Consider the following 20,112-nt stretch of genomic DNA (forward strand, 5'->3'; position numbering starts at 1 on the left):
TGGCTAAGTGGGAAAGGATGTGAGGATCCCAAAACAACCAGGATGTTGGCTTAGAAGCAGCCATCATTTAAAGAAAGCGTAACAGCTCACTGGTCTAAATAAGGGTCTTTGCGCCGAAAATGTAACGGGGCTAAAGCCATACACCGAAGCTTAGGGTTTGCAGCAATGCAAGCGGTAGCGGAGCGTTCTGTAAGCTGATGAAGCCATACCCGTGAGGGGTGGTGGAGGTATCAGAAGTGCGAATGCTGACATGAGTAACGTAAGGGGAGTGAGAGACTCCCCCGCCGAAAGTCCAAGGGTTCCTGCTTAAAGCTAATCTGAGCAGGGTTAGCCGGCCCCTAAGTCGAGGCAGAAATGCGTAGACGATGGGAACCACGTTAATATTCGTGGGCCTGGAGGAAGTGACGGATCATTGAGGTAGTCCAATCTTATCGGATTGAAAGGGCTGCTGCGTGGTTCCAGGAAATAGCTCCTCCTTATAGACCGTACCCGAAACCGACACTGGTGGACTGGTAGAGTATACCAAGGCGCTTGAGAGAACTATGCTGAAGGAACTCGGCAAATTGCACGCGTAACTTCGGAAGAAGCGTGACCCTTTCATGCGCAAGCATGGGAGGGTGGCACAGACCAGGGGGTAGCGACTGTTTATCAAAAACACAGGGCTCTGCGAAGTCGCAAGACGACGTATAGGGTCTGACGCCTGCCCGGTGCTGGAAGGTTAAGAGGAGGGGTGCAAGCTCTGAATCGAAGCCCCAGTAAACGGCGGCCGTAACTATAACGGTCCTAAGGTAGCGAAATTCCTTGTCGGGTAAGTTCCGACCTGCACGAATGGCGTAACGACTTCCCCGCTGTCTCCAGCATAGACTCAGTGAAATTGAATTCCCCGTGAAGATGCGGGGTTCCTGCGGTTAGACGGAAAGACCCCGTGCACCTTTACTATAGCTTTACATTGGCATTCGTAGTGGCATGTGTAGGATAGGTGGTAGGCTTTGAAACCTGGGCGCCAGCTCAGGTGGAGCCACCCTTGAAATACCACCCTTATCACTATGGATGTCTAACCGCGGCCCGTTATCCGGGTCCGGGACAATGTATGGTGGGTAGTTTGACTGGGGCGGTCGCCTCCTAAAGAGTAACGGAGGCGCGCGATGGTGGGCTCAGAACGGTCGGAAATCGTTCGCTGAGTGCAATGGCATAAGCCTGCCTGACTGCGAGACTGACAAGTCGAGCAGAGACGAAAGTCGGTCATAGTGATCCGGTGGTCCCGCGTGGAAGGGCCATCGCTCAACGGATAAAAGGTACGCCGGGGATAACAGGCTGATGACCCCCAAGAGTCCATATCGACGGGGTTGTTTGGCACCTCGATGTCGACTCATCGCATCCTGGGGCTGGAGCAGGTCCCAAGGGTATGGCTGTTCGCCATTTAAAGCGGTACGTGAGTTGGGTTCAGAACGTCGTGAGACAGTTCGGTCCCTATCTGCCGTGGGTGTAGGAATATTGAAAGGATCTGTCCCTAGTACGAGAGGACCGGGATGGACGGATCTCTGGTGGACCTGTTGTGGCGCCAGCCGCATAGCAGGGTAGCTATATCCGGACGGGATAACCGCTGAAGGCATCTAAGCGGGAAACCCACCTTAAAACGAGTATTCCCTGAGAACCGTGGAAGACGACCACGTTGATAGGCCGGGTGTGGAAGAGCGGCAACGCTTGAAGCTTACCGGTACTAATAGTTCGATCGGCTTGATCGTTCTCATTCCTAATGCCCATTTCTGGTGACAATCCTTGGATTGCGCCGAGATGAATGGCACAGAAAACAGCTTCTCGAGCAACGTGCGTTTTGCCGACCTGGTGGTTATGGCGGAGCGGCTGCACCCGATCCCATTCCGAACTCGGCCGTGAAACGCTCCAGCGCTGATGGTACTTCGTCTCAAGACGCGGGAGAGTAGGTCGCTGCCAGGTCTGCCAAGCGCACGTTGTTTAATCTTCTCCTTACGAACAGGCCCGCCAACGGGATATCGGGCCGCGCAAGCGGCCCTTTCATTTGGCGGAAGCTTGAATCCAGTGAGCCAAGGCTTACTTCTAGGGTTGACGCGGGGTGGAGCAGCCCGGTAGCTCGTCAGGCTCATAACCTGAAGGTCACAGGTTCAAATCCTGTCCCCGCAACCAAATTCGAAAACGGCCCGCCTTGTGCGGGCCGTTTTCGTATGGGCTGAAGTACGGCGACAGGACACTTAGCATTCCGCGGCCAATTTTTCGCGTATGTGCTCCGATCCACCTCTCATACGTGGGGCGAATGGCCGATCGGGATTTACGACGCGCCAAAAAGGCGCGCTGCCGTCTTGACTGATATGCACCAGGTGCCGCCGCACAGTCACTGGGCAGCAGGCGTCTGCTCCGTATTTTGCCGCGAGCTTACGTCGTAACTCTGCAAGGTCCGAAAAGTGGCCAGGTCCTGCAGCCCGGAGTTCGTCAGCGACCATTTTCTCGGTTGGGATCAGCATGCTCTGCGTAAGCGTCTTGCCTTTGCGTCGCGTTTTGACCACCGGCAATTCGCTCATAGTTCACCTCCAGGAACTCCCCTACAGAAGACGAACAAGGATGCCGCAATCCGACAGAATCTCGGATTGATTTGATTGCCGTGGCTCGAGGCCACAACCATGAACCCACAAAGACGTCTCCGGCCGGACACTTAGCAACCCGGACACTTAGCAACGAAGCCGACACAGCGGGACACCGAGGCGGATACTGTCCGCACGAATTCCTTGCAATGCACACATCAAAATCCCCGCTTGCCTTATGGCGCCGGGGTGTTTGGCTCCGTGCTGCCCAACGGAACGGAACTCTACTTCTTCGCCGACATGGCTCGAGCTGCAGCTCTAACCGGCATCGCGGTTGGTCAAGGCGATGTGGCAGCAGCCGGAACCGTGGCCCGCCGTCCAGGTGACGTTGTCGAAGCGCACTCCGGTGGCCTCGAACAGGCCGCGATCGAAGGCGCCGGCGATGCGGCAGAGCGTGGCGAGCTTCTCGTCATCGATGCCGGCTTCGACCCAGGCGTCCTTCAGCGGGCAGCGCCTGACCCTGAAGGCGATGCGGTCCGGGCCGCGTTCGACATCGGTCGGATACATGCGGCCGCCATCCGGGCTGACGGCCAGGAACGCCTCGCCGATCGCCGGTGCGTCGTTGGGGCCGAAATCGGCGAAGGCCGCCGCCGCAACCTCCCTGCCTCGCCGTTCGATGGTGCGGATCATGATCGCCTCAGCCTTTTCCGCGCCAACTTCCGCGGTCAGCTCGTCGAGCAACAGACGATAGAGATCGGCACGGTTGCGGAAGGCGGAATCGAGTTCGCGCGACAGTTTTTCGGCTCGGGCTTCGGCGTCGGTCATGATGCGTCCTGTTCGATCCTTGACAGTCTTGGCGCTGCCGCCACCAGCGCCTTGCCGATCGCGGATTGCGGCGCGTCGATGACGCTGCGGGCATCGCCGCTCTCGGCAATTCGCCCGGCGTCCAGAATGGCCATGCGGTGGGCGATGGCACGGACGACGCCGAGATCGTGCGAAATGAACAGATAGGCGATGCGCTCCTCGCGTTGAAGATCGAGCAGCAGTTGCAGGATCTGCGCGCGAACCGAAACGTCGAGCGCCGACACGGCCTCGTCGAGCACGATCAGCGACGGTTTCGTGGCAATGGCGCGGGCGATTGCAACGCGCTGGCGTTGGCCGCCGGAAATCTCGTGAATGGCGCGGCCGGCGAGACCGGGGCTGAGGCCGACGCGTTCCAGCAGAGCTGCAATTCGGCGCGGGCGCTCGGGGCCGGAGGCAATGTGATGGATGCGCAGAGGGTCGTCGAGCACACGCGCGACTGTGGCGCGTGGGTTCAAGGCGGCGAGCGGATCCTGAAACACCATCTGAAGACGGGCGCGCCGGCCGCGCAAGGCAGCGCCGTTCAGCGACAGGAAATCGCTGCCTTCAAATTCGATACTGCCGGTATCGAATTCGACGAGCCGGAGCACTAGACGAGCTATCGTCGACTTGCCGCTGCCGGAAGGTCCGGCCAGCGCCAGCGTCTCGCCGGGGTCGATGTGGAAGGAAACGTCGTCGACCGCGGCGATGGTCTTGCCGCCGCGACTGTATCGTTTGGTCAGGCCGGAAACGGCGAGCAGCGGACTGGTCATGTTCGCCGCAACAGCGGCTCGGCGTCGAAGCCGAGATGAGCGTCAAGCAGCACACGAGTGTATGCGTGACGCGGCGCATTGACGATTTGGGCTGTCGAATCGAGCTCGAGCAGCTCGCCATGCCGGAACACCGCTATGCGCTCTGCAAGCTCAGCGGCCAGCGCAATGTCGTGGCTGATGAACAGCAGCGTCATACCGTCCTCGGCCACCAGTCGCCGGATCAGCCCGACAATCTCGGCCTGCACGATGGTGTCCAGCGCACTGGTCGCCTCGTCGGCGACCAGCAGTTTCGGCCCGGCCGCAATCGCTGCGGCGATCGCCACGCGCTGCTTCTGGCCGCCGGAGAGCTGATGTGGAAAGGCACGCAAAGCGACATCGGGGTCGGGCAGACGGACCCGTTCGAGCAGGGTTTTTGCCTTGGCATAGGCGTCTCGCCAACTGAGGCCGAGATGGGTGTAGGCGACTTCCGCGATCTGCTTGCCTATTGGCATCACCGGATCGAGACTTGCGGATGGGTCCTGGAAAATAAAGCCGATGTCACGGCCACCGATTGGAGCATGGTCGCGAAGACCGGCAGGTGCCTTGGCACCAAACATTGGTGGCGGGCGCAGGAGCCAATCGATACGGCCTTCGATCTTGGCAGTGGCCGGCAGCAGCCCGGCAATGGCTAGCGCCAGCGTGCTCTTGCCGGAACCGCTCTCGCCGATGATGGCAAAGCGCTCGCCGGCGGGGATGTCGAGGCTGACATTCTTTAGCGCCGCCACCTCGGCGCCGTCGCGGCGATAGGTCACCGTCAGACTGCGAATCGAAGCAAGCGCCGTCACGACAGGCTCCTCCTCATCGCCGTGGTCTCGACGACGCCTTCGCCGGTGAGATAGACGCCGAGCACGGTCAGCACGAGCGCTACGCCCGGAATGATCGACAGGAAGGGCGCGGTGCGCAGCACGGCGCGGCCTTCGGCGATCATGCCGCCCCAGGTTACGCGGTTGGGGTCGCCAAGGCCGAGGAAGGACAATGCCGCTTCGGTGAGAATCGCCGCGGCGACGATCACCGACGACAAAGCCATTACCGGCGGCAGCGCATTGGGGAGCACCTCGCGAAAGGCGATCTCCAGCGGATGCATGCCGATGACGCGGGCGCCGGCAACAAAATCGCGCTCGCGGATCGACAGCACTTCGGCGCGCGCCACGCGTGCCGGTCCGGTCCAGGCGCCCAGCGCGATCGCAGCGACGATGACGCCGAGCGACGGCCCGACGATGCTGACGAAAGCCAAAGCCAGCAGAAAGGCTGGGACGGTCTGGAAAGCGTCGGTGATGCGCATCAGCATCTCGTCGACAAGACCGCCGGCAAAGCCGGCCAACGTGCCGATCACGGCACCGACGGCAAGGGCGGCGGCGGCTGCTGCCAGCCCGACCGCCAGCGAGGTGCGGGCGCCGTGGAAAAGCTCGGCAAGCACGTTGCGGCCGAGGCGGTCGGTGCCGAGTGGCAACGACCAGTCCTGGAACGGCGGCAGCAACGCCGGCCCGGCAATCGCCTGCGGATCGCCGGGAAAGAACAAAGGTGCGGCAAGCGCGACGGCAAACAGCGCCGCCAGGATGACCGCGCCGGCGATCGCTTCCGGGGTCCGGAGAAAGCGGCGAAGCGGGCTCACGCGCCGGCCTCACTGGCGCCGACGCGCGGATCGAGGAAGGCGTAGGCGATGTCGACGAGAAGGTTGATGATGACGACCAGGACAGCGCTGGTGAGAATAATGCCGAGCAGTAGTGGGGTATCCCGCGCGGCCACCGCTTCCTGCGCCAGCCGGCCGAGGCCGGGGACGGAAAAGACGCTCTCGATGACGACGCTGCCGCCCAGCATTTGCGCCGACTGCAGGCCGAACATGGTGACCAGCGGCAACAGCGCGTTACGGGCGACGTGAGCGAGCACGATGCGACGGCGGGAAAGTCCCCTGGCACGGGCGGCCAGCACAAAGTCCTGCCGCCACACCTCGGCCATGCCGGCGCGCATCATGCGCAGATAGAGCGCGAGATAAATGAAGCCGAGCGCCGAAACCGGCAGGACGAGATGGCGGGCGATGTCGGCGGCGCGATCGAGGCCGCTCTTGGCCGAGGCGATACTCTCGATGCCGCCGATCGGAAACCAGCGCAGGTCGACGGCGAAGACAATGATCAGCACAAGCCCGAGCCAGAAGCCCGGCACGGCATAGAGCGCCAGCGAACCGATGGACAGGAAACGATCGCGGAAGCTGCCGGGACTGGCGCCGACATAGATGCCGAGAGCCGAGCCGAGGCCGAAGGAGAGCGCCGTGGCGCTCCCCATCAACAGCAGCGTGTTGGGCAGGCGCTCGAGGATGACATCGCGGATCGGCCGCGAAAAGCTGACCGATTGGCCGAGATCGAGATGCAGCAGCGCCCAAAGATAATTGGCCAGCCGCGTCAGCTCCGACTGGTCGAGCCCCCAGCGGTGACGCAACAGCTCGATCATGCCGGCGTCGCCACCGGTCGAGACAATGTAGGCATCGACCGCATCGCCGGGAGCGGCTTCGAGCAACAGGAACGTGCCGATGACGACAATCAGCAGCACGAAGATGCTGCCGACGAGACGGCGGCGAAGGAGGATGACGGCGCGGGTCATGGCGCAACGCCGATAGGAGAGCCAAGTCTTCCGTGCCGCGCTTTACGGCGCCCCCCTCTGTCCTGCCGGACATCTCCCCCACAAGGAGGGAGATTGGCAGTTTCGGCGATGCCGGCCGTCTTGCAACGCTGGAGATTGGCGAAAGCGACAATGACAGCCGATCTCCCCCCTCGTGGGGGAGATGTCCGGCAGGACAGAGGGGGGCGCGAAGGAACTCTCATAGCCGAAGCTGAGCACCCACATAGGCGATGTGCAAGTCTTGAGCCGACCTGCCTAAGCCTCCAGCCAAGTGTCCGCCCAGTTCGATACCGCCCAGCGCGGGTTGTTGGCGATGTTGTTGACCGTATCGCGGGCGACGCTGATGAAACTCCATTCGGCGACGTTGATCAGCGGCAGGTCGGCGGCAACTTTTCTCTGGAACTCCTTGTAGAGTTCGGTGCGGGCGGCGGTGTCGAGCGTCTCCGATGCCTTGGCGATCAGGGCGTCGAGATCGGCATTCTTGTAGCCACCCTGGTTGGAGAAGGGCACGCCGTCGGGAATACCGCTCTGCACCAGGATGGTGGTCGAGATCGCCGGATCGCCGCGGAACACCGGCGGCCCGACCGCAAGGTCGAAGGCGTGGTCGGTGTAAACCGCCTTGATGTGCGCGGCAGAGTCGTTGTTGACCAGCTGGGCGTCGATGCCAATGACGGCGAGCGCCTGGCGCAGATAGTCGCCGAACTGCTTGGTTTCGTTGAAGTAAGGCGCCGGCAGCAATCTCAATGAAAAGCGCTTGCCGTCATCGCCCCGGCTGTAGCCGGCCTCGTCAAGCAAGGCATTGGCCTTGGCGACGTCGAAAGCGTAGGTCGGCACGTCGGCGGTGTAGAATTGCGGGTCGTTTTTCGGCACCGGGCCAGTGGCGGTGGCGGCATAGCCAAGGAATACCGTCTCGACGACGAAATCCTTGTCGATGGCGTGAGCGATCGCCTGGCGTACTTTCAGGTCGGCCAACTCCTTGCGGCGATGATTGATCTCGACGACGAGCTGGTAGGTCAGCCCTTCATAACCCTTGGTGATCACCTTGAGACCGGGCACTTTGGAGATGCGGTCGAGATCGGCCAGGGGCACGGCGGAGAAGGCGGCGAGCTGGATCTCTTCGGCTTCCAGGGCGCTGGCCGCCGACGTGCGGTCCGGCAGCACCTGATAGATGATCTCGTCGAGATAGGGCTCGTCCTTGCCCCAATAGTCGGTGTTCTTCTCCAGCCGGTAATATTCGCCGGGCTTGTGTTCGGCAAATTTGAACGGTCCGGTGCCGACCGGGGCGTTGTTGGCCGGGTTGTCCTCGATCTTTCCGGTCTCGTAGATGTGCTTGGGCACCACGCTGCTCAGCGCCGGCAAGGCGTTGCGGATCAGCTGGAACGGTGTCGGCTTGGCGAATTTGAACACGGCGGTGGTTTCGTCCGGCGTGTCGACGGCCTCCAGATCCTTGAACACGGTGCGGCCGAGATTCTGCAGCGGCTTCCAGACCTGCAGCGCCGAGAAGGCGACATCGGCTGAGGTGAATGGCTTCCCATCATGCCATTTGACGCCCTCGCGCAGTTTGAACGTCAGCGACAGGCCGTCGGCGGCACCTTCCCAGCTGAGCGCCAGCCGCGGATCGAGCCCATCCTTGCCGCCGAAGGAGGCCTCGGCCAAGGTTTCCACGATCTTGCTCGAGATGAAGAAGACGCCGTTCGAGGCGACAATCGCCGGATTGAGATTGCGCGGCTCGGAATCGGCAGCGACAACCAGTCGTCCGCCCTTTCTCGGCGTCTGCGCCGAGCCGATCGTCGGCATGGCGGTGGAGGCCAACAGCAACGCCGAACCGGCCAGCATTGTACGTCTGGAAATGGTGAACTCTGGCATGATCGAACTCCGTCCTCTCCGCGGACCCAGCCGGGTCCGCCGTACCCCTCGGACGCTCGTAAGCATCCTGCAAAGCTGATTATGGGCCTTGTGCGGGGTTTCGCCAAAGACGGAATTGGCGCATCTCTACGTGGCTTTGAAATTTCCGTCCGCTGGACCAGTTGTACAGAAAACGGTTCGACGCGCGGTTCTAGCAGGACCAGGCTGGGGTAAAGTGCAGCAGGTGGAGCAGCTTTTGGGGCTGGTTCGCCCGTTCTGGCTGGACCAGATCGGGCAAAATGATGCAGATTTAAGCATAGCCGAGGTTCAGAGCCGGAAAAGCCGGTGCCGGCGAGCGGCCGGCTAAGGGATTTCAGGGAGAGAGACATGAACATTGCCCCAGGCAAGAATGCCGTCGGCAGCGTGCCGTTCGACCAGGCCAGGGTGGACGGGCTGATGGAGGAGGCCGGCATCGACGTGCTGCTCGCCACCTCCAAGCACAACACGCAATATCTGCTTGGCGGCTACAAGTTCATCTTCTTCGCCGCCATGGATGCAATCGGCCACAGCCGTTATCTGCCTTTCGTCGTCTATGAGAAAGGTGGGCCGGAGCATGCCGCCTACATCGGCAACCGCATGGAAGGCGGCGAGCACCAGAATCATCCATTCTGGACGCCGACACTGCATGCCGCCTGCTGGGGTACGCTCGATGCCGCCAATCTGGCGGTCGAGCATTTGCGAAAGATCACCAAGGGCAATGCCCACATCGGCATCGAGCCCGCCTTCCTGCCGTCCGACGCCTATATGCTGATCCGCAACGCGCTGCCGGATGCCAAGCTGATCGATGCGACTGATATGCTGGAGCGCATGCGGGCAATCAAAACCGAGGCGGAGCTGGAAAAGCTGCGCATCGCTTCGGAGCTGATCACCGATTCCATGCTGGCGACCATCGGCTGGGCACGCGAAGGCACGACAAAGAGCGAGATCATCGAACATCTCAGGCGCGAGGAGACCAATCGCGGCGCGCATTTCGAATATTGCCTGTTGACGCTAGGCTCCAGCCACAACCGCGCAGCCTCGCCGCAGGCGTGGAAACGGGGCGAAGTGATGTCGATCGATTCCGGGGGCAACTACCACGGCTATATCGGCGATCTTTGCCGCATGGGCGTGCTGGGCGACCCTGACGCCGAACTCGAGGATCTGCTGGCCGAGATCGAGACAGTGCAGCAGGCGGCCTTCTCCAAGGTCAAGGCGGGCACGCTGGGCGGTGACATGATTTCTCATGCCGAAGGCGTTCTGAAGAAATCCAAGGTTGCGGCCTATACTGATTTTTTCGCGCATGGCATGGGGCTGATCACGCATGAAGCGCCGTTCCTGATGACCAACCATCCGGTGACATATGAAGGCACCTATGCCGCAAAGCCGCTGGAGAAGAACATGGTGCTTTCGGTCGAGACGACCATGCTCCACCCGACGCGCGGCTTCATCAAGCTGGAGGACACGGTGGCGGTGACCGATGCCGGCTACGTCATGTTCGGCGATCGGGGCCGGGGCTGGAACAGAGGCGGGGGCGGCTTAGGCGCTGGTACCTAGCCCGTTCTTGAGATTACCTCGTTCGAGCAAACAATTGGTCACACCAGCGAGCATTTGCCGATATGGAACGCGAACTGCCCAAGCAGGTCTTTATCGACGGGTGCGAGCAGATCTCCATGGAGTTCGAACCGATTGGGTTCCGCTTTGCGAAAACCGGTCCTCATGCGAGTCGTCGGGCCGGCGACTGGGCATTCAAAATCTCCTTTCAATCAAACTATCTGAACGTCGGCGGCGAGTACGTCGAACTCGTCGTGCATGCGTCGGTCTACAGCAAGGCAATAAAGGAGTGGGACGAGCGGACATGGAACATCGCAAACCCGCATACCCGCCAGGCTGAAATCGCGAACATCGTTGCCAACATCCAAACGACTGTCCTGCCGCTCTTCGAACGTTTCGACGTTCCGCGCAAACTAGCCGAACAGGTCGCATGTTCTGAAGTTCCGGGCTTCATGTTCCCTGAAAATGCTGTTCGATTTGTACTCTGGCAGCTTGGTCCGGAGGCAGCGGAAAACTGTTTGTCCTACTGGGTGGCGCGCTTACCTTCGCCGGATGCTTTCCGATCAGAGCGCGATGTCCCCACTTTGCCGGATAGGCTCGCTCTGGGAAGCGATACTAACAACCTAGCAAGGGTCGCTCGTGCGATGAAGATTGGCCTCAGCCTGTGACATTATCTGCCCGGCGGGATCAACCTGAAATCCGGCAACTCCCGCAATGCCAGTTCCGGCCCTGCCGGCGAATAGACGACGAAAAGCTGCATGCCCGCATCGCCGGTATTGAGCGTCGAGTGGAAGCGGCTTTCCGGCACATAGATGGTGCAGCCGGGGCCGACTTTCTCGACGACCGGGTTGCCTTTCTCGTCTTCGACCATCTGCTCGCCATTGCCTGAGATGACAAAGATGATCTCCTCCGCACCCGGATGGTTATGACGCGTATGGCCTTTGCCTGACGGTAGGTCGACGACACCACCGGAAAATCGCTTTGCGCCGTTCACTTCGGGAGCGACCGTCAGCGACAGCCTGCCCCAGTCGAAGCCGAAGGCGCTGACGTCTTTTGGATATACGAATACCTTGCTGTTCTCCGTCATCGTTCCACCCTTCTGTTTGCTGGTCTCTACGCAGCGCCGAACGTGACCGCCTTGAAATCCGCCGTCTGCCTGGCGATTGAGGCTTCCGCCGGCAGCCGCTCCATCGAACTGGCGCCATAGAACCCGTGCAGGCCCTTGCAGCGCTCGAGAACATATCTGGCGTCGTCCGGCATCGAGATCGGCCCGCCATGGCAAAGCAGGATCATATCCTCGCGCACTGAGCGTGCCGCTTTGGCGATGGCGTCGATCTCGCTCACACAGTCGTCCAGCGATTTAGCCGATGTCGCGCCAATCGAGCCGCCGGTGGTCACCCCCATATGGGCGACGACGATGTCGGCGCCAGCTGTTGTCATGGCGCGCGCCTCGTCTGCGTTGAAGACATAGGGCGTGGTCAACAGGTCGAGTTTGTGAGCCTCGGCGATCATGTCGACCTCGAGCCCGAAGCCCATGCCGGTTTCTTCAAAACTCTGCCGCATCTGGCCGTCGAACAGGCCGATAGTCGGAAAGTTCTGCACACCGGAAAAACCCATCGTCTTCAACTCGGCCAAAAGCAGCGGCATGATGACGAAGGGATCGGTGCCGTTGACGCCGGCCAGCACCGGCGTCTTCTTCACTACCGGCAGCACTTCGTAGGCCATTTCCTTGACGATCTCGTTGGCGTTACCATAGGCGAGCAGGCCGGCGGCCGAGCCGCGCCCGGCCATGCGGTAGCGGCCCGAATTGTAGATGATGATCAGGTCGATGCCGCCGGCTTCCTCTGCCTTGGCCGACAGGCCGGTGCCGGCACCGCCGCCGACGATCGGCACGCCGTCCGCGATCATCTTGCGGAATTTCTCCAGGATTTTCTTGCGCGGTATGGCGGCCATGTCTTGGTGTCTCACTGTCTGGCGATGTCGAGGAAGGCCGTTGTGGCAGCCCAGGCGAATTCGGGGTCGTTGATATGAAGCGGCAAACGCAGCACGCGCCGCGTTTTGGCGGGTTTGATGGTACGCTCGATCGCCTCGAACAAAGCGGCATCGGCTTCAGGGTCGAAGAAGGCGCCGCCTTCAATGTCGAGCGCCGACACGCCTTTCTCCGGAATGAGGAAACGAACCGGACCCTGGCAGAGGCTCAGCCTTGCACCGATCCATTCGCCGATCGTTCTGCTTTCGTCGGCAGTGGTGCGCATCAGTGTGACGTTTGGATTGTGCTCATAGAACAGCCGGCCGCGATAGCGTTCCGGAATTGTCGGCGGCGCCCAGAAATTGACCATGTCGAGCGCGCCGACCGAGCCGACATAAGGCAGCCCGGTGCGGGCGATGGCGCCAAAGCGATCCTCGGTCGCCGGCAGCACGCCGCCAAACAGCAAGTCGCAGACTTCGGTCGTTGTGATGTCGATGACGCCGGACAACAGGCCGCTGTCGGCCAATTTTTCCATGGTGCGGCCGCCGGTGCCGGTGGCATGAAAGACCATGCAGTCATAAGTCGAACGAAGCTCATCGGCGATCGCGGTCACGCATGGCGTGGTGACGCCGAACATGGTGAGGCCGAGCGACGGTTTGCCGTCGGGCGGCGGCGCCGGCTTTGTCGCCATGCCTGATATCGCCTGGGCGGCATTGTGCAGCACGACACGCGAAAGCCGGTTGAGGCCGGCCATGTCGGTCACCGACGGCATCATGACGATGTCGGAGACGTCGACGTAAGGCGCGGTGTCACCCGAGGCCAACGTCGAAACCATGATCTTGGGCAGACCGAGCGGCAGCGTGCGCATGCCTGCGGTGATGATCGAAGTGCCGCCACCGCCGCCAATGCCGATAATCCCGGCAATATCGCTGCGCGACTGGACAAACCGGGCAAAGGCGGCAGCCATCGCCGCCACCGCGGTGCCGCGATCGTCGACGCCGAGTACGGCATTGCGACCCTCGGAATGGTGGCTGGCGACCTCGTCTGCCGAAACATCGACCGGCGCGGTCGCGCCGCGTGTTCCGATGTCGACACGGGCAATCGAAGCGCCGGTAGCGGCGACCGCATCGGCCAGAAACGCGAGTTCCTCGCCCTTGGTGTCGGCGGTGCCCACCACATAGATGCGCTTCATCGCGTTTCCCCGGTCTTGGGCGTGTTCGGCGCTGCCGCCCCTTTTTGTCCGGCCGTTCGACGGCGCGAAGGACCATTGCAATTTTTTGAGACACGCGTATCGTATTGACATGAATGTCTCACGTCAACAGGCGGCAATCGACGACGATGCCAGCCAAGGGCCGAACCCCCAGGTAGAGCGCGGGGCCCGCGCGCGCACCAGGCGTCTCATGCTGGAGACGGCGACAAAGCTGATGCAGGCGGGCGCCACGCCCTCCGTCAGCGAGGTGGCGGAGGCAGCGGAGGTCTCGCGCGCCACCGCCTATCGGTATTTTCCGAGCCAGGCGGCGTTGGTGCAGGCGGTGGTCGATGAGGGGCTTGGGCCGATCCTTACGTGGAAATCGAGCTCTGCCGATCCCGAGCGCCGGGTCGCCGAGCTGTTCGAGACCGCCATGCCGCGCATCGAGGTCTTCGAAGCGACGTTCAAGGCGGCGCTGAAACTGTCGCTCGACCAGTGGGCGCAGCGACAGGCAGGCACGCTTGACGGCGAACCTGCCTTCACCCGCGGCCATCGCGTCGATCTCTTGAAAGATGCGATCGCGCCACTCAAAGGCCGGTTGCCGCCGCGCGAATTCAAGCGGCTCGCGCAGGCGCTGTCATTGATCTTCGGTGTTGAGGTGCTGATCGTTTTAAAGGATATATGGGGATTGGATAGCCGCAGTATGATGTCGGTTGCGCAATGGGCGGCCGGCGCTCTTGTGCGCGCGGCTATGACCGAATCGATGATTGAAGGAGATGGGATCGCGCCGATGACCGCCGTGAGATGACGCCAATCTGGTTCGACCAGATTTTCAACCTGGCTATTCATGCTACTAGCGATGCAGCGGCCCAAGTAAGGCATTCATGTATCAAGGAGTAGGAAAATTCAGGGAAAACAGGCAGATATCGCAGAAGCCAACTTGTCTGCGTGTCCGCCACCGTCCAAGAAAGGGCTTGACGTTCCTCTTAAATTGGTAATACCAGATCAGGACAAATAAAGCGGATCAAAGGTGAAGGCTGAGATCCGTTTCGGTCGAGCGAGGAGGCTCACAGACCGAAACGGTGCCGTCACGGGAGGACTACCAGGGCCGGCCTCGATGCCGGTTCTCATGAACGGTAGAATGCGCACAAGGGAGGAAATCATTATGCGCAAGACAATGACCAGCTTGCTTGCTGGTATCGGCCTAGTGCTCGCCTGCGGAACGTCCGTCTACGCGCAGGAAAAGGAACTTACAATCTTCTGGGCGGAATGGGATCCGGCCAATTACCTGCAGGAACTCGGCAACGAGTACGAGAAGGAAACCGGCGTCAAGATCACGGTGGAAACCACACCGTGGCCCGACTTCCAGACCAAGGCCTTCACCGAGTTCAACGCCCATGGCGACGCCTACGATATGGTCGTCGGCGACTCGCAATGGCTTGGTGCTGGCTCGACCGGTGGCCACTATGTCGACCTGACCGACTTCTTCAACAAGCACAAGGTCGGTGAAGTGATGGCACCGGCCACGGTGAAATACTATGCCGAATATCCGGGCGGCAGCAGCAAGTACTGGGCCATTCCGCTCGAAGGCGACGCCGTCGGCTGGTCCTATCGCAAGGACTGGTTCGAAGACCCCAAGGAAAAGGAAGCCTTCAAGGCCAAGTATGGCTACGATCTCGACGTGCCGAAGGATTTCAAGGCGCTACGCGACATCGCCGAATTCTTCTACCGGCCGGACCAGAAAAAATACGGCATCGCCATCTACACCGACAATTCTTATGACGCGATGGCGATGGGCTTCGAAAACGCGCTGTTCTCCTTTGGCGGCGAGCTGGGTGACTATAAGACCTACAAGGTCGATGGCTTCATCAACTCCGACAAGGCGATCGCGGCGCTCGACGCCTACAAGGAACTCTACAAGTTCACGCCTCCGGGCTGGGCCAAGTCGTTCTTCGTCGAGGACAACCAGGCGATCACTGAAAACCTGGCCGCGATGAGCATGAACTACTTCGCGTTCTTCCCCTCGTTGATCAACGAGGCGTCGAACCCGAACGCCAAGAACACCGGCTTCTTCGCCAATCCAGCCGGACCTGGCGGCGACCAGTTCGCCGCACTCGGCGGTCAGGGCATCTCCATCGTTTCCTACTCGCAGAAGCAGGAAGAGGCGACGAAGTTCCTGGAATGGTTCATCAAGGACGAGACCCAGAAGAAATGGGCAGCGCTTGGCGGCTACACCTGCAGTGCCGCCGTGCTCAAGTCGCCCGAATTCCAGAACGCCACGCCCTACAACAAGGCGTTCTACGAGACCATGTTCAAGGTCAAGGACTTCTGGGCGGTTCCGGAATATGCGGAACTGCTGCAGCAGCTCAACCAGCGCATCTATCCTTACATGATCGGCGGCGAAGGCACCGCCAAGGAGACGCTGGACGCACTGGCAGCCGACTGGAACGCGACCTTCAAGAAATACGGCCGCGGCCAATAAGCATGAAGTTTCACGGAGGGGGCGTTCGTGCCTCCTCCGTTTCTTTTTCTGATTCTTGAACCGGGAGCAGGGTCTTGGCGACCACGATGATCACCACGCTGGACAGGTCCTCGCGGGCCGCCGCTCGCGGTCTAAGCGACATTTCGATCCGCAATCTCTTCATCATCCCGACGATCCTGTTTCTGATCGTCTTCAACATCTTCCCGCTGATCTATTCGCTGGGCTATTCGTTCACCGATTTCCGCGCCTCGACCAGCGCGGCGGCGAATTTCGTCGGGCTGCAAAACTATCGCGACCTGCTCAGCGATCCCTATGTCTGGTCCAACTTCGCCATCACCGCAAAATACGTCATCATCTCGGTCGCCGGCCAGCTGCTCGTCGGCTTCGGCGTTGCCATGCTGCTCAATCGCGACATTCCGCTCAAGGGCCTGCTGACGACGCTCCTGTTGTTGCCGATGATGCTGTCGATGGCCGTCGTCGGCCTGTTCTGGAAGCTGCTCTACGATCCGTCCTTCGGCATCATCAATTATGCGCTCGGCCTCGGCACCTTCGAATGGCTGTCGAATCCGAAAATGGCGCTCTATGCGGTTGCGCTGACCGACATCTGGATGTGGTCGCCCTTCGTCATGCTGTTGTCGCTGGCCGGCCTGTCGGCCGTGCCCAAGCATCTCTACGAGGCAGCCGCGATCGACAGGGCCGGACCGTTCTACACCTTCTTCCGCATAACGCTGCCGCTGGTTGCGCCGATCCTGATGATCGCGGTCATCTTCCGCACCATGGAGGCGTTCAAGACCTTCGACCTCGCCTACATCCTGACCAGCCAGCCGACGGCCGAGCTGATCTCGATCCGGCTCTACAAGATGGCGTTCCAGGAATGGCAGACCGGGCGTTCCTGCGCGCTCGCCTACATCGTGCTAATCATGGTGCTGGCGATCACCAACATCTATGTCAAATACCTCAACAAGGTGAAGGAGCGCTGAGATGGCCGCAGTCCGCACTTCTTCCGAAATCACCTTCAACCGGGTCGCCATCGTCGCTGTCCTGCTGGTGACGATCATCTTCCTGGCGCCGATCTACTGGATCGCCTCGACGGCGTTCAAGCCGCGCAACCTCGCCACCACCATTCCGCCGACGGTGGTTTTCCAGCCGGAGATATCGCCCTTCGTCAAGTTGTTTACCAAGCGTTCGCAGCTGCGCAGCCCGCCGTCGCCGGAGGAGTACGCGGCTGCGCCGTGGTGGGAGCGCGTCGTCTTCAATGGGGGCGAAAAGATCGTGCGCGACGGCAAGGGCCAGGTGCAGTGGTCGGGCTATCCGAGCCGTTTCATGAACTCACTGATCGTTGCCATAACCTCGACCGTCCTGGCCGTCGGCATGGGCACCTTCACCGCCTATGGGTTCTCGCGCTTCAAGGTAAAAGGCGAGGCGGACCTACTGTTCTTCATCCTGTCGACACGCATGCTGCCGCCGGTGGTCGTCGCCATTCCGATGTTCCTGATGTACCGGGCGGTCGGCCTCAACGATTCCCATATCGGCCTGATCATCCTTTACACCGCCTTCAACCTGTCCTTCTCGGTGTGGCTGATGAAAGGCTTCATGGACGAGATCCCCAAGGAGTATGAGGAGGCGGCCCTCGTCGACGGCTATACGCGCATGGAGGCCTTCTTCAAGATCGTGCTGCCCGAGGCCGCCACCGGCATCGCCGCCACCGCCGTGTTCTGCTTTATCACGGCGTGGAACGAATATGCCTTCGCACTGATCATGACCAGCCGCCGTGCCCAGACAGCACCGCCCTTCATCCCCAGCCAGGTCGGTTCCGGCCTGCCGGACTGGACGGTGATTGCCGCCGGAACCTTCCTGTTCCTGCTGCCGGTCGCGATCTTCACCTTCCTGCTCCGTAATCACCTGTTGCGCGGCATGTCGTTTGGAGCGATCCGCAAATGAGCTTTCGCGAGATCAACCAGAAATATCTCGAACCGGGCAGCCAGGTGCTGATGGTGCTCGGTATCATCGCGCTCTGCCAGCCGTGGAACATGCTGCTGCACAGCTATGGCGTGACCATCATCCTGATCGGCCTGATCGGCTTCAACATCACCTCCAAGATCGCGCCGGAGGAGAAGGCCGGCACCGGGCAAGGGGCAAATCCGGGGGCACAGCATTGACCCAGATCGAGCTTCGAGGCGTCCAGAAATATTTCGGCGCCGTGCAGGTCATAAAGGACCTCAACCTGAAGATCGACGACAACGAGTTCATCGTGCTGCTCGGCCAGTCGGGCTGCGGGAAGACGACGACGCTCAGGGCGATTGCCGGGCTGGAGACGATCGACGGCGGCGACATCCTCATCGACGGCAAGCCGGTCCAGCACCTCAAGGCCGCCGATCGCGATATCGCCATGGTCTTCCAGTCGTTCTCGCTCTATCCGCATATGAGCGTCTATGAGAACATCGCCTTTCCGCTCAGGGCGACGCGCAAGAGCAAGGCCGAGATCGACAGCGAGGTGCGCTCGGTCGCCAAGACGCTGCAGATCAGCGATCTCCTCGCCAAGAAACCGTCGGCGCTGTCGGGCGGCGACATGCAGCGCGTGGCGATCGGCCGAGCCTTGGTGCGGCGGCCGAAGGCGATGCTGATGGACGAGCCGATCGGGGCGCTCGATGCCAAGCTGCGCGAGGAGATGCGGGCCGAGATCAAGCGGCTGCACATCAAGCAGGGCTCGACCAGCATCTACGTCACCCACGACCAGATCGAGGCGATGAGCCTCGCCGACCGCATCGTCATCATGCATGAAGGTGTGCTGCAGCAGGTTGGCTCGCCGGACGAGGTCTATTCGCATCCGGCGAACCTTTTCGTCGCGCAATTTGTAGGCAGCCCGGTGATGAACGTCGCCGACGCTTCGGTGACCGAGAAAGCCTCGTCGGCCTCGGTCACCGTCGGCGATGCGGCCGCCGGTTTCGAATTCCCGCGCGCCTTGCTGTCGAAGCTCAACGGCCATGCCGGCGGCCAACTCGCGCTCGGCATCCGGCCGGAAGGCGTCCTCGTCCGCCGCGAAGCAGCCGAAGGGTTCTTGCCGGTGGAGACGCAGATCGTCGAGCCGCTCGGCTCCTTCGACATCGTCGACCTCAAGGTCGGCTCCAAGATGCTGCGTGCGCGCACCAAGAGCGGCTTCATCGGCGGCCCCGGCGAAAGAGTCTTCGTCAGAATCGATCCCGGCCAGGCGCATTTCTTCGACACGGCGAGCGGCAAATCGCTGGGAGTGAGACTCTGATGGCCCACATCCAGCTCAAGAACATCTCGAAGAAATTCGGCAACCACACCGCCTTGACCGGGCTCGATCTCGACATCGCCGATGGCGAGTTCTTCGTCCTGCTCGGCGAGACCGGCGCCGGCAAGACGACGACGCTGCGCATGATTGCCGGCCTGGAAAAACCGAGCGAAGGTCAGGTCTTGATCGACGGCGTCGATGTCGCCGATTGGGGCGCGGCGGAGCGCGACGTGGCGCTGGTGCTGCAGCAATATTCACTCTACCCGCGCTATACCGTACGCCAAAACCTCGAATTTCCGCTGAAGCCGAAAATCCGCCGGCTGCCCGATGCCGAGATCAAGGATCGCGTCGACCGCGCCGCCAGGACGCTGCGGATCGAGCATCTACTCGACCGCAAGACCGACCGGCTTTCAGGCGGCGAGATGCAGCGCGTCTCGATCGGCCGCGCCATCGTGCGCAAGCCGAGGGTATTCCTGATGGATGAGCCGTTGTCGGCGCTCGACGCCAAATTGCGCGAAGCGCTGCGCACCGAATTGAAGAACCTGCAGATGCAGCTTGGCGCCACCTTCCTGTTCGTGACGCACGATCAGATCGAGGCGATGTCGATGGGTGACAAGGTCGGCGTGCTCAACCATGGCCGCATCGTCCAGACCGGCACGCCGTACGAGATCTACAACAATCCGCGCGACACCTACGTGGCAAGCTTCGTCGGCTCGCCGCCGATGAACCTCATCGACGGCAAGCTTGTCAACGGACGTGCGGTGATGGCACCGCTGAATTTCGAATTGCCGTTTTCGGGGGGTGCCAAGACTTCGGGGGGGCTAAAGACGGGCGCGGGGGCCCCCCGGCGCCCCCCCCGGGTGGGGTTTAGGGCAGCAAACAACTAAATAGACACCCCCCCCCCGGGGGCGGCGCGGGGGGCCCGAGGGGAGCGCCAGGGACGGGCAAAAATAAAACAACG

17 protein-coding genes, 1 tRNA gene, 2 rRNA genes and 1 pseudogene (1 of these 21 running past the window's edge) are annotated in these 20,112 nt (G+C 61.3%); 12 read left to right on the plus strand and 9 right to left on the minus strand.

All coding sequences use genetic code 11. The features are described from left to right. The 3 genes from NKH93_RS14025 to NKH93_RS14035 all read left to right on the plus strand — a co-directional run. Positions 1 to 1,745: ribosomal RNA gene (locus tag NKH93_RS14025) — 23S ribosomal RNA — on the plus strand (it extends 1,054 nt beyond the left edge of the window). 96 nt (positions 1,746 to 1,841) lie between these two features. Further along, positions 1,842 to 1,956 (plus strand): 5S ribosomal RNA (gene rrf, locus NKH93_RS14030). 130 nt (positions 1,957 to 2,086) lie between these two features. Then, positions 2,087 to 2,163, plus strand: a tRNA-Met gene (locus NKH93_RS14035). A 710-nt stretch (positions 2,164 to 2,873) separates the two neighbouring features. Here NKH93_RS14035 and NKH93_RS14040 read toward each other — a convergent pair. The 6 genes from NKH93_RS14040 to NKH93_RS14065 form a co-directional block, all read right to left on the minus strand. Continuing rightward, positions 2,874 to 3,380 carry an L-2-amino-thiazoline-4-carboxylic acid hydrolase gene (locus NKH93_RS14040; RefSeq protein ID WP_352474855.1) on the minus strand — a complete coding sequence of 169 codons (507 nt, stop codon included), beginning with the start codon at positions 3,378 to 3,380 and terminating at the stop codon, positions 2,874 to 2,876. Next, positions 3,377 to 4,168, minus strand: a complete 792-nt coding sequence (locus NKH93_RS14045) for an ATP-binding cassette domain-containing protein (RefSeq protein ID WP_352474856.1) — start codon at positions 4,166 to 4,168, stop codon at positions 3,377 to 3,379. The genes NKH93_RS14040 and NKH93_RS14045 overlap by 4 nt, the downstream gene beginning before the upstream one ends. Then, positions 4,165 to 4,992, minus strand: coding sequence for an ABC transporter ATP-binding protein (locus tag NKH93_RS14050; RefSeq protein WP_352474857.1), 828 nt, complete (start codon positions 4,990 to 4,992; stop codon positions 4,165 to 4,167). Before NKH93_RS14050 ends, NKH93_RS14045 begins: the two co-directional genes overlap by 4 nt. Then, on the minus strand, positions 4,989 to 5,819 hold the full coding sequence (locus NKH93_RS14055; protein WP_352448411.1) for an ABC transporter permease: 831 nt from the start codon (positions 5,817 to 5,819) through the stop codon (positions 4,989 to 4,991). The genes NKH93_RS14050 and NKH93_RS14055 overlap by 4 nt, the downstream gene beginning before the upstream one ends. Next, the gene (locus tag NKH93_RS14060) at positions 5,816 to 6,802 is read right to left on the minus strand and encodes an ABC transporter permease (protein WP_352474859.1); all 987 of its coding nucleotides are present in this window, start codon (positions 6,800 to 6,802) and stop codon (positions 5,816 to 5,818) included. Before NKH93_RS14060 ends, NKH93_RS14055 begins: the two co-directional genes overlap by 4 nt. Positions 6,803 to 7,075: 273 nt before the next feature. Beyond that, on the minus strand, positions 7,076 to 8,686 hold the full coding sequence (locus NKH93_RS14065) for an ABC transporter substrate-binding protein (protein ID WP_352474860.1): 1,611 nt from the start codon (positions 8,684 to 8,686) through the stop codon (positions 7,076 to 7,078). Between the two features lie 366 nt (positions 8,687 to 9,052). Here NKH93_RS14065 and NKH93_RS14070 point away from each other — a divergent pair, with 366 nt between their 5' ends. Both NKH93_RS14070 and NKH93_RS14075 read left to right on the plus strand, forming a co-directional pair. Further along, the gene (locus tag NKH93_RS14070; protein ID WP_352474861.1) at positions 9,053 to 10,258 is read left to right on the plus strand and encodes a M24 family metallopeptidase; all 1,206 of its coding nucleotides are present in this window, start codon (positions 9,053 to 9,055) and stop codon (positions 10,256 to 10,258) included. A gap of 62 nt (positions 10,259 to 10,320) precedes the next feature. Then, positions 10,321 to 10,923, plus strand: coding sequence for a hypothetical protein (locus tag NKH93_RS14075; protein WP_352474862.1), 603 nt, complete (start codon positions 10,321 to 10,323; stop codon positions 10,921 to 10,923). A gap of 2 nt (positions 10,924 to 10,925) precedes the next feature. Here the strand turns inward: NKH93_RS14075 and NKH93_RS14080 are convergent, their stop codons facing one another. Genes NKH93_RS14080 through NKH93_RS14090 form a run of 3 tightly spaced genes read right to left on the minus strand, consistent with a single transcriptional unit; the run spans position 10,926 to position 13,416 of the window. Further along, entirely contained in the window at positions 10,926 to 11,342 is a 417-nt protein-coding gene (locus NKH93_RS14080) for a cupin domain-containing protein (RefSeq protein ID WP_352474863.1), read from the minus strand. 26 nt (positions 11,343 to 11,368) lie between these two features. Continuing rightward, positions 11,369 to 12,208, minus strand: a complete 840-nt coding sequence (locus NKH93_RS14085; protein WP_352474864.1) for a phosphoenolpyruvate hydrolase family protein — start codon at positions 12,206 to 12,208, stop codon at positions 11,369 to 11,371. A gap of 11 nt (positions 12,209 to 12,219) precedes the next feature. Continuing rightward, positions 12,220 to 13,416: a Tm-1-like ATP-binding domain-containing protein gene (locus NKH93_RS14090; protein ID WP_352474865.1), complete on the minus strand. Its 1,197-nt coding sequence runs from the start codon at positions 13,414 to 13,416 to the stop codon at positions 12,220 to 12,222. Positions 13,417 to 13,525: 109 nt separating this feature from the next. On the opposite strand from NKH93_RS14090, the gene NKH93_RS14095 reads away from it, so the two are divergent. The 7 genes and pseudogenes from NKH93_RS14095 to NKH93_RS14125 all read left to right on the plus strand — a co-directional run. Then, a complete protein-coding gene (locus tag NKH93_RS14095; protein ID WP_502896450.1) occupies positions 13,526 to 14,221 on the plus strand; it encodes a TetR/AcrR family transcriptional regulator in 696 nt (231 codons plus the stop codon). A gap of 357 nt (positions 14,222 to 14,578) precedes the next feature. Beyond that, complete coding sequence (locus tag NKH93_RS14100; protein ID WP_352448404.1) at positions 14,579 to 15,895, plus strand: ABC transporter substrate-binding protein; 1,317 nt, start codon at positions 14,579 to 14,581, stop codon at positions 15,893 to 15,895. Positions 15,896 to 15,969: 74 nt separating this feature from the next. Then, positions 15,970 to 16,875, plus strand: coding sequence for a carbohydrate ABC transporter permease (locus tag NKH93_RS14105; protein ID WP_254816733.1), 906 nt, complete (start codon positions 15,970 to 15,972; stop codon positions 16,873 to 16,875). Between the two features lies 1 nt (position 16,876). Continuing rightward, a complete protein-coding gene (locus tag NKH93_RS14110) occupies positions 16,877 to 17,836 on the plus strand; it encodes a carbohydrate ABC transporter permease (RefSeq protein ID WP_292661213.1) in 960 nt (319 codons plus the stop codon). After that, positions 17,833 to 18,054, plus strand: coding sequence for a hypothetical protein (locus NKH93_RS14115; protein ID WP_352474866.1), 222 nt, complete (start codon positions 17,833 to 17,835; stop codon positions 18,052 to 18,054). The genes NKH93_RS14110 and NKH93_RS14115 overlap by 4 nt, the downstream gene beginning before the upstream one ends. After that, positions 18,051 to 19,154 carry an ABC transporter ATP-binding protein gene (locus NKH93_RS14120; RefSeq protein WP_352474867.1) on the plus strand — a complete coding sequence of 368 codons (1,104 nt, stop codon included), beginning with the start codon at positions 18,051 to 18,053 and terminating at the stop codon, positions 19,152 to 19,154. Before NKH93_RS14115 ends, NKH93_RS14120 begins: the two co-directional genes overlap by 4 nt. Continuing rightward, positions 19,154 to 20,112: pseudogene (locus tag NKH93_RS14125) on the plus strand (ABC transporter ATP-binding protein); the annotation flags it as partial. The gene NKH93_RS14120 and the pseudogene NKH93_RS14125, both read left to right, overlap by 1 nt.

This window comes from Mesorhizobium sp. M0954 (genome assembly GCF_040319155.1).
Lineage (GTDB): Bacteria > Pseudomonadota > Alphaproteobacteria > Rhizobiales > Rhizobiaceae > Mesorhizobium.